This is a genomic window from Paenibacillus sediminis (assembly GCF_017873765.1).
GTDB lineage: Bacteria > Bacillota > Bacilli > Paenibacillales > Paenibacillaceae > Paenibacillus_AG > Paenibacillus_AG sediminis.
On sequence record NZ_JAGGKP010000002.1, the window covers coordinates 13,849 to 25,965 of the forward strand.

Sequence of the window (12,117 nt, forward strand, 5' to 3'; positions counted from 1 at the left end):
ATAGCCTCTTATTTTAAATAGAGGCTATTAGTTTAATTTTTATTATTCTAAATTATAAAAAAATTCACTTTTCTTTAACTTAAAGAATCCGAATATAAATAATAAAAAACAAAGAAAGTTAGCAGAAATAATAACTGGATTGTTTTGAATCGCTGAGGACAAAGTGCCAATAAACTTTTTGGAATAACGCCCATCCAATATAATCTCATCCGAAGAGAATGCTATTTTAGGATTCGTCGAAAACCAATAAACATTTTTTTCATCAATCAAATCAAATTTAACCTTAGCATAATTATTTTGTATTGGTTGGGAAACAGATGATAGATCGATATTGATTTCTACATTACCATTACCATGCTCGTCAATAGAAAATGGAAATCGTTGCCCCTCCCATAATAGTTCTTTTCCATTAAAATCGTAGACATGATAGGATAAATAAACCTTTTTATTATATAGGTTTTTGTCTTTAAATTTAACAGTTACGCTAGCATCAAACTGCTTAGAGTACTGTTGCTCATTAGAATTAACTATAACACCTACATCTTTTAATGCGTCAGCGTTAACAGACAAATTATTAGTTGTCATGATACACAGAAAAAACAATGTCATAATGAAGATTTTTTTCATAATCTCACCTTAGCGCGCAGCTTTATTGAATACTTCATTATACTCACTCACAACCTTTTTCCAATCTCTTTGACTAAATTTTTGATATAACTTGTCTTGTGCGTCGAATAACGTCTGTGCATTATCAATTGCCCATACTATTTTTTCTGCAATTGAATAAGGATTATATGGATCAAATAACATAAGATCCTTTAAATTTGGGTCATCAATCTCAGAGCTAACAACAGGAATATTACTCATCACAGAAGGGGTTCCTACCGAATAAGACTCGGAAAATGTAAATGGAAATCCACCTTCAAATAGAGTTGGATTCACTGAGCATTTAGCCAATTTATTCAAGGCGGCTAATAATTCAGAAGATATATTGTGCATGACAAAGATATCGTTTTCTAAGTTATTTGAATGAACATATTCTTTTATAGCTTCTTCCCTACGATAATCGCCTGTAAGAATTAATTTAATATTACCATGCATATCGTTATTTATAATCTTTATTGCTTTTATTAAATTAAATACATTCTTATGTGACCTGTATTGGGAAGAATAAATAACAAAATCCAAATCTTCAAAATCAACATTATATAAAACATGGCTTGAAGAAAAATTTGAATAAATATACTCATTTACTATTTGTTTTGCATTTTGTTTAATCGTAAAAAATTTTTGGATTGATTTTGATATTTTTAAATGTTCATTCATATCAATATTGGCATGTTTAATAACTGTTATTTTATTGGGATCTACTCCACATTTATCAATTAAGTGGTGCTTTTTTACATGCTCACTATAACAAATTAAATGATCCGCTACTGCAATACTCTCACGTATTCTTTCATGAACGCGACCTACACCAGGAAACTGTGTTGGAAAATCATAAAAAACGATATCTGGAGCAGCTAGAATTTTCCGACAATTTAATCTTCTTATTTGAGACCATATCATTGAAGGTATGAAACACACATCAATATCCGTGCGCTTATTAATCAGATCAACAACCCTATTGAGTTCATTATCAAGTACAACCTGATAAATCGCCCCTCTCCCATTGGTTAACAGCGGTTTTATTTTATTTAAAATCGAGTTATAAGGCAGTTGTTTAATCAGTATTCTTACTAACAGGTTGATAAATTTAACAAAAAAATAGCCTGCTCCTGCCATTAATAAAAAAGGTAATAGGCATACAAAGAGTGACATGTATCCTAGGATTTTAAATAATACTATTAGCAAAGAATTAGCACTAAAGAAATCTATTGCAAGCTTCCTTAGTGATTCTAAAGTTGTTTTCTTAAGCTTCTTAATCAATTGATTTTTTTGATCGAATCTCGCTTTTTTAATGCGCCTTTCTATTAAGTAATTCTTAACTTTAACTCCTAAAGGTATATTTGAGGTCGATACTATTTCAAATCTATCTTCTGGAATTTTGTTGTCTTTGAGAAGTATCTGCACTGAATTAGTTAACCACTTAGGACAAAACAAAATAATATTTGTCTTTTTTTCATCATTTTCTTTTAGAATAAAAGCTAGTAATCTCCCTATTCCTTCTGTCGAAAGATTAGATCCAGGCTGGAAACCTAAAAAAACACCTGTTTTCTTCATAGCAGTTTCCTCCATGCACTAGATACATCGTTTGTAAAATACCCAGTTTTATCATTGTTGTACTTAAATTCTGAAGGAGCTACTTCATCATGGATGGAAAGAACCTCGAGTAACACATTTTTATTCGTGTTAAATTTCTTATAATGAAAATTGTAATTCAAAATATCTTCGAATTCTTTATAAAACGGAAAATCATTTACTATTATCTGTTTCGAAAAATATGCCGCCTTAGCCAGTTTATAAAATATATTTTTCATGTTATGTGGGATTATTATTTTTTGAGCATGGGCATATAAAGCATCATATTCATTCTTTTCTAAATTTACATATAAGGAAATATTGTTTTTCAAGAGATCTGATTTTTGGACTAATTCATTCAATTCCTCAAATAAACGACCATTTTTATCTTTAACATAATTATTAAAATAAATTTTGATATTTAGTTCATTTCTATATAATTCAAAATACCCATTAACATCATCAAATAGTTTTTTTACTAATTCTGTTCTATTTAGGTCAGCCTCTATAAGGATATATCCTGTTCCTTGATAAATTTGGCTATTTAATTTTCTTTTTGAATAAGCAAATGGTATACGATATATTTTTTCTTTTTTGATACCTAAGTGTTTTATCAAGTCTATTTTTGTTTGTTGTGAATTTGTTAAAATAAAGGCTGCATTTTTTAAGTTGGAAATACGTGCAGAAGATATTGTTTCATAATGGCGATCCCCAATATTATCCACATAAATCCCGAAGGGTATTATTGGCGCTATAGGTTTCTCAATTTGGTGATCCAAAAACAGCCACAAATCAGCATCCACATAATTTTGTGCGTAGTCAACTGGTAACAAATAACTATCATGCCATAATGATTGATTTTTAAACATTAGAGCCAACGTATCTGAAACATGTTCAGCTGAAATACTTTCCATGGTATATTCTCTAAGTGTAACGTTTTTCTCCGTAAGTTCAGAGATATCGTTCTCAAAATCATGACTATCCTTATAAACATTTAAAATCAATCGATTTTGCGCGTTCAGTTCAATTATTCCCTGATACAACATAGATACCATTTCTATACTATCATCTAGATGACATTTTTCTTGTTCAATAGATGTAAACACCGCTATTTTTTTAGGTGAATTGATATCCATTGAATTTATAGTTTCAACTATAGGCAAAAAGTTATTTTCCCATTCTTCTTTATTAAATTCGTAAGAAAACTTGTATAAAATTTCCTTCTGATCTTGTCTAATATCTTCAATTAATTGAGCATCGCCATCTAATATTCTCTGAACCTTATTTCGAGCTTCATTTATATCCTTGCAACGGCCTGCTTGACGCTTTCCACCAAGGAAACTTAAAAGCCCCCCATCCATATAGACCACTGGCATTCCAGCAATCATGGCTTCTAATGGATGATAATGTAAATGTCTAGGGTTGGTTGAATGATAATACATAACTTTACATTTTCTATACAGTTCATTCAATTCTTCTCTTTCTAGAAAACCAGTTACCTTATCATCATCTACAGGAACCGGTTGATTCCCTGCAATCAAGTAATCAAAATCTCTAAAATCTCTTTTAAATTCGTTATATACCTTCTCAGCTTCAGCCACATATTTTATTCTAGAGCAAAAGAATAGGAGTTTATTCATATCTCCAACCCATTGATTTTCTATATCATAAAATTCTAAAGGAAGGCCGAGCGGCATATAAATAGCATTTTTTTTATATATATCTTCTTCAACTTCCGCCAGATTAGGATAGCATTGAGAAAACCAGAATCTATCACTTATTTGTTGCAACTTATACTTGTCATTTCTTTGAAAATAATAATCTATCAACTCAGTGTAATTATTAAACTTGGATAAACCCACCCCAAAGGCACGAAAAAAAATATTCCCTTCAAAATTATGAATTAATTTCCGAAGTATAGAGAATGAAGTATCAGTATATGTAATTGCAGTTGCAAAATAAGAATTAATAATCTTCTTTATATTAAGCGGCATATCAACTAAAGAACAAAAATCATATTGATTCAGCGTATTTAGATCTTCTTCTGGAATTGTTAAAGTATGATCATAATCATACGTAATAGAACCACTTGCTTGTAATATTTCTTTCAATGCAATTTTAGGAGTAAATATTTCAAATCCCAGATCTCTTATTAAAGGGAGCTCAAACTTGCTTAATGTATCGTGATTTAGTAGCCACAATATCCTTTTTGCTTTCATATAAACATCTCCAATTTATTTCAAATTGAACTTTTATAAAAATCTATTACTTCTTCTGGGGCGCCATCTTTAATAATTTGTCCTTGCTTTATTAAAATAACTCTGTTACATATTTCTTTTATGGTTGAAAGATCATGTGATACAAGCACAAGTATCTTTGCCTGCCCCATAAGACCTAGCATTCTTTCCTTTGCTTTTGCAGCGAATGAAGCATCCCCTGCTCCAATAACCTCATCAAGCAACAGAATTTCACCAGGAATAGATGTGGATATCGAGAAAGCAAGACGAATAAGCATCCCTGCAGAATACGAACGAATAGGATAATCTATGAATTCTCCTAGCCCGGCAAAATCAATAATTTCTTGCTCTTTTTCCTTTATCGTTCTAGGTGTCTCACCAAGTAGAAGACCACGATACATAATATTTTCTCTGCCAGTTGATTCAAGATCAAAACCTAGTGCTAAATCAAACAGTGAACGAATATTCCCCTTCACATCTAGCGTTCCAGATTTAATGGGATATATTCCAGCAATCGTCTTTAATAACGTACTTTTCCCCGCACCATTATGACCTATGATCCCTAACTTCTCCCCCTCATTAATTTTGAGGTTGAAATCTTTCAATGCATGTACATCTTCAAGTTTTTCTTTTTTCTTTTGTAATTTAAGTAGTGCAAACACTTCTTGTTTTAAAGTAGTTGCATTATATATATGAGAAGGATAGAAAAGGTTTACATTATTCATTTGAATGTAACAGTTGTCCATTACTCAACGTCCTTAATATTTTATAAATAAAATATAACTTTATGTTGATTCCTTTTATTTAATACGCCAGCAATAAAAGCAAATATAACAATTGTGATTATTGTAAAGAAGTAATCGCTAAAGGATGGCATAATGCCATTTAAAAATGGATTTCGAACAAGGTTCAATATATGTGTTATAGGATTCAAATAGAATGCAGTCGCTAGAGTAGGACTGGATATGAACATCTCCCTCTTGAAGAAGACAGGTGAAACATACCAAACTGCCTGAATAACCAATGCCATCACTTGGGGATAGTCTCTATACTTAGCATTTACAAAACCTGCAATTGTCGTAATCGCCCAAGACAGCAAAAAATATAATAATGTAGTTAATGGTAATGTCACAATTCCTAAAATTATATTCTGTGGTTCTATAAATACCACCCACAAGGCAAGTGAAGCCATAGCAATGATAAATGTTATAGTAAACACTAATGCGGTCTTCAGTGTATATATGAGAACCGGATGATTAAACTGGCGAATATATTGTTCACCAGACATTATGGAATGACCGCCTCCAATAAATGAAGAGCTTATAAGTTCCCATACAATTAATCCTGATAATACATATGGTGCATAATCCGAAAAAGACATTTTAAATACTACACCAAAAACAGTTGACATAAGCGCCGTAAGTAAAAGTGGATTCAAAAACGTCCAAAATATTCCTAACTTTGAACGTCTGAATTTATTCTTCAACTCAGCCCTTACTAAATATGACCAAAAATACCTCGTCTGATAGATCTTCTTTATATATTCACTCAAGACCTTACCTCCGTGTGCAAACAATTTAACATTTGCTTATATACTATTTTGGCAATGATGAATGAGTCTGTTACAAATGTAAGCTATATCTTCATCAGTCAAAGTAGCATTTGTCGGGATGTTAAAGCCCCTTGCAGAAATACGATCAGCTACAGGGTATGTTGATTCTTCGAAATATGGAGGCATATGATGCATTGGATAAAATAACGGCCGCATTTCTATACCGTCTTTCTCCATCAATTCCATAATTTCATCCCGCTTAGCCTTTACCTTGTCTGTTAATAGTATTGAGACCATCCAATAGGAATGTTTGGCCCATGGCATCTCTGGTTGCATTGTAAAAAGACTACTATACGGAGCAAGTTGTTCTATGTAAGCATTGGCAACTCTTCTTCTTTGGTCTAGATGCCAATCAATATTTTCAAGCTGACCTAATCCAACTGCAGCCTGCAAATTAGTCATACGATAGTTATACCCAATAACATTGAACCAGTAGCGTTTGTTAGGGTCCATTCCTTGTCCTCTAAGTAGGCGCATCTTAGTAGCCAGCTCGTCATTATTCGTGGTGATCATTCCACCCTCGCCAGTTGATATAATTTTATTCCCGAAAAAACTGAAAGTAGCAACATCGCCAATCGATCCAACAACGTTGTTTTTATATTCAGCGCCGTGTGCTTCAGCGGCATCTTCAATAACAAATAGATTATGTTTCTTAGCAATCTCCAAAATAGGGTCCATATCAACTGGATGCCCATATAGATGAACTACAATAATCCCTTTGGTTTTAGATGTTATTTTTTCTTCAATTTTTTGAGGATCAATATTCCATGCATTTTCTTCACAATCAACCAATACAGGATCTGCACCACAATATTTTACCGCATTAGCAGTAGCTATATAAGTGAATGTAGGAATGATTATTTCGTCTCCAGGACCTACACCGTATGCCAATAATGGCAAGTGCAGTGCTACAGTGCCGTTCGCAACAGAGATCGCATGCTTTACGTTACAAAATTCTGCAAACTTTTGTTCAAATTGATTTACATACTTACCATTAGCCGAGATCCAACCTGTATCTATACAATCAAGAACATATTCTCTTTCATTCCCATTAAGCACAGGCCCTGCAAGTGGTATTCTTTTCACTGTTTTCATCTTTCCTCATTCCTTACTATTATTTTTTTTGCTGGCACTCCAACAACCGTAACATAAGACGGAACATCTGAAATTACTGCAGCTCCTGCCCCGACAACAGACCATTCGCCAATACTTATCTCTGGAATGACGCTACTCTTCATTCCAACAAACGCACCTTCACCGACATTGACACAACCAGCTAACGAAGCTCCTGGTGCTATATGAGCATGAGGTTTTATTAGGCAATCATGATCTATACCTGAAAGAGTATTTATGATTACATTATCCTCAATTACAGCATACGCATTGATCACAGCACCCGGCATAACAACTATACCTCTACCGAGTTTAGCAAAAGGTGAAATCCGCGCAAATGGACTTATAGCATTAATAGGCGTAAACCCTAATTCAATCAATTGATAAAACAATTTTTTTCTCAATCGATTATTTCCTGTAGCGACAAAAAAATATTGTACCCCTTCTTCGAGCAGTGTCGGTAGGATGGAATCATCTCCTAGATAGGGAATACCGGATAAATTTGATTCTTGATCAGAATGTGAAGTAAACCCCACAAGTTCATACGTATCAGCACTTTGAATGACATCAATGACTACTTTTGCGTGGCCACCACCGCCTATAATTACAACCTTGTTTCGATGCACGATATGTTCCACCCTTCAGTTTCTTCCACTCGCTCTAGAACTACGCCAATATTCAAGTAATACTCTCATAGTTTCTTTGAGATCATGTTCTTGAAGCCACCCTGTATCCTGACACAACTTGGTATTATCACCCAATCGGATCAAAGCATCATTAGCTCTTACCTTATTAAGGTCTACTTCGATATTAGGCGATTCAATATTTGAAAATAAAAATAGCCAGTCTAACAGTTCGGAGATAGATACGGCTTTGTTTGAAGAGACATTGTATGCCTCTCCAGAGGTACCCTTTTTCATTAATAAATAATAAGCATTAACGACATCTCTAACATCTAGAAAATCTCGCTTTACATTAATGTTTCCAACGTAAATCGTCTTGTGGCCATCATATTCCATTTCTGCTATTTGCTTAGCAAAACTCGAACAGACAAAGTTATCTGATTGTTTAGGACCTGTATGATTAAACGGCCTTGCTCTAATGATCTTCATCTGAAAAGTTTTTGCATACTGTTCACTTATTAAATCTGCACAGGCTTTCGCCCCAGCATAAGGATTATTAGGCCGAAGTAAATCTTTCTCAGTAAAAGGTGATGTTTGCCCTTCCCCATAAACCTCAGCGGATCCTACAAATAGGACTTTCGAATCCATATCCAGTTTCCTTAATGATTCATATAATGACAGTGTGCCACTAACTATTGTGCTATACGCGTACATCGGTTCTTTATATGAATAGGGTATAAATGCAGATCCAGCAAGATGATATATTTCATCCGGCCTTATAGTTTTTAAGATTTTCTCAAGTCTAGCAGAATCAGTAATGTCACAAGAAATAAAATTCAGATCTTTATTATCAGGTTTAGAACGTGATATCCCTGCTACCTCGTACCCAATTCTTAATAACTTTTCAGTTAGAAAATTCCCAACAAAACCACTTACTCCTGTTATAAGAGCCTTCATTTAAACTCGCTTCCCACAGATACATTTAACCAATAATCCGTTTTGTCTTCTCCAGATCAGAATCAACCATCAGCTGAACAAGCTGCTTAAATGTAGTCTTTTGAGGGTTCCACCCCAACTTTTGGACAGCCTTTTCAGGACTGCCAAGTAATAAGTCAACTTCAGCAGCTCTAAAGAATTTCGGATCAGTAACAACGTAGTCCTCATAATTTAATCCCACATGGCCGAAAGCAATTTCACAAAATTCTCTAACAGAATGTGTTTCACCCGTAGCAATTACGTAATCATCAGGTTTTTCTTGTTGGAGCATGAGCCACATGCACTCGACATAATCTTTTGCATATCCCCAGTCTCTTAAAGCATCAAGATTCCCTAATCTCAACTCGTTTTGAAGACCTAATTTAATTCTAGATACCGCGTTAGTGATTTTCCGAGTAACAAACTCAATTCCACGACGAGGAGACTCGTGATTAAAGAGTATTCCAGAACTAGCAAACATATCAAAACTTTCACGATAATTGACTGTCATCCAGTGTCCATACACCTTAGCAACTCCGTATGGACTTCTTGGATAAAATGGAGTTGTCTCTTTCTGAGGGACCTCAACAACTTTACCAAACATCTCACTACTAGAAGCCTGATAGAAACGGGCATCTGGTTTTACAATGCGTACAGCTTCTAACATATTAGTCACACCCAAAGCCGTAACTTGTCCAGTCAAAATAGGCTGATCCCATGATGTTCCCACAAAAGATTGTGCAGCCAAGTTGTAAACTTCATCAGGGTTTGAAATTCGAACAGCTTGAATCAGAGAGCTTACATCTAACAAATCACCATCAATGAACTCGATTTGATCTTTAATATGATCAATATTCTCAAGAATAGGTACACTCGTTCTTCTACGCAATCCGTATACCTTATAACCTTTCTCTAACAATAAATCAGCTAAATAAGATCCATCCTGCCCTGTAATCCCAGTAATAAGTGCACGTTTTGTCATTGTAATAATCTCCTTGTCATCTAATCATTAAATCTATATAAATAAAAATTTTATAAATACTGTTCTAACTTCTGAACTTTAAGCTCTTTAATTAATGATTTTATATCTTGCGCTTTGTCCTTTTTGCATATGAGCGTTACATCATCAGTCTCCACAATAATGAGATCTTCAACGCCTAATGTTGCAATTAACTTACCGTTGCTTTCGATAATACACCCTTTCGTATCTAGGTTCAGTATATTACCTCTAATGACATTTCCGTTATCATCAACATCATTAATGCGCTCTAATGCAGTCCAGCTTCCAACATCATCCCAGCCAAATATACATGGGATCACAAAAATGTTTTCTGCTTTTTCCATAATTCCATAATCTATCGATTGATCCGGCATTTTAGGGAACTCGGATCTAATGACACTATTTCTATCGCTTGTTTGAAAAGCAACTTTCATTGTCTCCAGTAGATCATGCATATCTGGCAATAGCTCACGGATATACTCTCTGATTACAGACGTCCTCCAAACAAAAATTCCACTGTTCCAATAATAATTGCCATCCTCTATGTAAGCAGTTGCTTTCTCTAAGTTAGGTTTTTCAACAAATTTATTCACTTTATGTATTTTCATATTATTAAGATAAATGGTTTGATCCGTGCTCTCAATATACCCATAACCTGTCTCAGGGTAGGTTGGCGTAATACCTAAAGTTACAAGGTGTTTGCCTTGCCCACTAACCTCGACACCAGTTTTTAAGATATTAATGAACTCATTTTCATCTTTTATAATATGATCCGATGGGAGCACAATCATCGTACTATCTGGAAACTTCTCTTCAATGATTATCGAAGCCAACCCCACACATGGAGCAGTATTACGACCAACTGGTTCAATAATTATATTATCATCTGGCAGAGTAGGAATTTGAGCCTTTATTAACTCTGCATACAGTTCATTTGTAATGATGAAAATCTGTTCAATCGGAATAAATTTTTGCAGACGTTCTATGCATTGTTGAATCATTGATTTATTACCTGAAATATTCAAAAACTGCTTAGGTAAATGAGTACGACTCTTTGGCCAAAATCTTTCGCCTTTTCCTCCTGCCATGATTACACAAGTAGTTGTCATGTTATCCTCCAAACTTCCACATATGAATATAGTTGAGCCTTTTTTTAATTAGTTCTCCTATCACTCTTGGTGAGTAATTTGATTTTATAAACAATTCACCAGCAGAAGATATTCTATTGTAGTACTCTCTATCATTAACTAACTTAGTCATATACTCACTAGCATGTCGGACATTCGGTTCAGCCCAATACTGACCTGACTTATAGGGTCCATAATCTTGCCCTAGAGAAATTAATTCATATTCTACAGGACAAGAGTTACTTACATTCATAAAATCAGTATTTGATGACCAGTTAGTACCAATAACTGGTTTGCCTAAGTACATCGCCTCTGCCATTACTAGGCCAAAACCTTCGCTCCTATGAAGTGAGATAAAACAATTAGTAACAGAAATCAATGCATTAACATCATTCCGGCTTAAAGTTTCCTGTATTATGTAAATATTCTCGTAATTTGAAGTCAATTTAATAAGGGATTCCAACTCTTCAAGATTATTTTTGTGACCATTAACTTTTACTACTAACCCTACATCCATATTGTCAGGTTCAAAAGCAAGCTTGAACGCCTCAATTGAAGCCCTTGGATTTTTACGCTCCTGGTAACTGTTGAAGTCAAACATAGTAAGAAACAAAAAGGCTTCCTCAGGCAATTTAAAATAAGTACGATCCCTCGGTTCTGTTATTTTGACTTCAATGGCATGTGGTATTTTCACAACTGGTACCGGGCTTTTGATAGAAATAGATTCCGCTACAAAAGTAGAAGCAACCCAAATCTCGTCGACTAGACTAAAGCTGTCATTCCATTCATTTGGAAATTCAGGTAATTCCCAATGCCAATAACCTACATTATACCTGTTATTGAATAAAAAATCTCCATAAAATGCATTTATTTCTGCCATTTGTTCGGCATTCACATGAAAAACATTGACACTAAACGAGGGGCTAGACACTTCTTTATGAATCCATGTTAAATCAGACATTCTTGCGCTATTAGTTCCTTCGAAATTAAGGATGCCGAAAGGAAGGCCCACTGTATTCATACTGTTTGCAGCTAATCGGCATGATTCCCCAATTCCCATTTCGGCTCTAGCGTAACCTACTAAATTTATGCCCTCAATAAATTGGATTCCTTTTAAACCTGAGGCCTTTTTCCTTTTATTTGATGAAGCCATTTTTATTAAAGTCTGCTTCGCATGTTTTCTTATATT

General features: G+C 34.3%; 11 protein-coding genes. All 11 read right to left on the reverse strand.

Annotation, left to right across the window (positions count from 1 at the left end; all coding sequences use genetic code 11):
- Positions 1-42 precede the first annotated feature (42 nt).
- From J2Z20_RS07265 to J2Z20_RS07315, 11 genes are read right to left on the reverse strand one after another with little or no spacing between them, the layout of a single operon-like run.
- Positions 43-627, reverse strand: a complete 585-nt coding sequence (locus tag J2Z20_RS07265) for a hypothetical protein (RefSeq protein WP_209847471.1) — start codon at positions 625-627, stop codon at positions 43-45.
- Between the two features lie 9 nt (positions 628-636).
- Positions 637-2,223: a glycosyltransferase gene (locus tag J2Z20_RS07270; RefSeq protein ID WP_209847474.1), complete on the reverse strand. Its 1,587-nt coding sequence runs from the start codon at positions 2,221-2,223 to the stop codon at positions 637-639.
- Positions 2,220-4,460, reverse strand: coding sequence for a glycosyltransferase family protein (locus tag J2Z20_RS07275; protein ID WP_209847476.1), 2,241 nt, complete (start codon positions 4,458-4,460; stop codon positions 2,220-2,222). Before J2Z20_RS07275 ends, J2Z20_RS07270 begins: the two co-directional genes overlap by 4 nt.
- Before the next feature lie 20 nt (positions 4,461-4,480).
- The gene (locus tag J2Z20_RS07280; RefSeq protein WP_209847480.1) at positions 4,481-5,224 is read right to left on the reverse strand and encodes an ABC transporter ATP-binding protein; all 744 of its coding nucleotides are present in this window, start codon (positions 5,222-5,224) and stop codon (positions 4,481-4,483) included.
- Between the two features lie 20 nt (positions 5,225-5,244).
- Positions 5,245-6,030, reverse strand: a complete 786-nt coding sequence (locus J2Z20_RS07285; RefSeq protein WP_209847483.1) for an ABC transporter permease — start codon at positions 6,028-6,030, stop codon at positions 5,245-5,247.
- A 36-nt stretch (positions 6,031-6,066) separates the two neighbouring features.
- Positions 6,067-7,185, reverse strand: coding sequence for a DegT/DnrJ/EryC1/StrS family aminotransferase (locus J2Z20_RS07290; RefSeq protein ID WP_209847486.1), 1,119 nt, complete (start codon positions 7,183-7,185; stop codon positions 6,067-6,069).
- Positions 7,182-7,829 (reverse strand): acetyltransferase, encoded by a 648-nt coding sequence (locus J2Z20_RS07295; protein WP_342454282.1) that lies wholly within the window; start codon positions 7,827-7,829, stop codon positions 7,182-7,184. Before J2Z20_RS07295 ends, J2Z20_RS07290 begins: the two co-directional genes overlap by 4 nt.
- Before the next feature lie 15 nt (positions 7,830-7,844).
- Positions 7,845-8,783 carry a GDP-mannose 4,6-dehydratase gene (locus J2Z20_RS07300; RefSeq protein ID WP_209847489.1) on the reverse strand — a complete coding sequence of 313 codons (939 nt, stop codon included), beginning with the start codon at positions 8,781-8,783 and terminating at the stop codon, positions 7,845-7,847.
- A 25-nt stretch (positions 8,784-8,808) separates the two neighbouring features.
- Complete coding sequence (gene gmd / locus J2Z20_RS07305) at positions 8,809-9,783, reverse strand: GDP-mannose 4,6-dehydratase (protein ID WP_209847492.1); 975 nt, start codon at positions 9,781-9,783, stop codon at positions 8,809-8,811.
- Between the two features lie 50 nt (positions 9,784-9,833).
- Complete coding sequence (locus tag J2Z20_RS07310) at positions 9,834-10,910, reverse strand: mannose-1-phosphate guanylyltransferase (protein ID WP_209847495.1); 1,077 nt, start codon at positions 10,908-10,910, stop codon at positions 9,834-9,836.
- 1 nt (position 10,911) lies between these two features.
- Complete coding sequence (locus J2Z20_RS07315) at positions 10,912-12,081, reverse strand: glycosyltransferase family 4 protein (protein WP_245252093.1); 1,170 nt, start codon at positions 12,079-12,081, stop codon at positions 10,912-10,914.
- Between the last annotated feature and the right edge of the window lie 36 nt (positions 12,082-12,117).

What these genes read in the sequence shown, in the direction of transcription:
- J2Z20_RS07265 (WP_209847471.1), bottom strand. Translation starts at nt 627, where the DNA reads ATGAAAAAAATCTTCATTATGACATTGTTTTTTCTGTGTATCATGACA.
- J2Z20_RS07270 (WP_209847474.1), bottom strand. Translation starts at nt 2,223, where the DNA reads ATGAAGAAAACAGGTGTTTTTTTAGGTTTCCAGCCTGGATCTAATCTT.
- J2Z20_RS07275 (WP_209847476.1), bottom strand. Translation starts at nt 4,460, where the DNA reads ATGAAAGCAAAAAGGATATTGTGGCTACTAAATCACGATACATTAAGC.
- J2Z20_RS07280 (WP_209847480.1), bottom strand. Translation starts at nt 5,224, where the DNA reads ATGGACAACTGTTACATTCAAATGAATAATGTAAACCTTTTCTATCCT.
- J2Z20_RS07290 (WP_209847486.1), bottom strand. Translation starts at nt 7,185, where the DNA reads ATGAAAACAGTGAAAAGAATACCACTTGCAGGGCCTGTGCTTAATGGG.
- J2Z20_RS07300 (WP_209847489.1), bottom strand. Translation starts at nt 8,783, where the DNA reads ATGAAGGCTCTTATAACAGGAGTAAGTGGTTTTGTTGGGAATTTTCTA.
- gmd (WP_209847492.1), bottom strand. Translation starts at nt 9,783, where the DNA reads ATGACAAAACGTGCACTTATTACTGGGATTACAGGGCAGGATGGATCT.
- J2Z20_RS07310 (WP_209847495.1), bottom strand. Translation starts at nt 10,910, where the DNA reads ATGACAACTACTTGTGTAATCATGGCAGGAGGAAAAGGCGAAAGATTT.
- J2Z20_RS07315 (WP_245252093.1), bottom strand. Translation starts at nt 12,081, where the DNA reads ATGGCTTCATCAAATAAAAGGAAAAAGGCCTCAGGTTTAAAAGGAATC.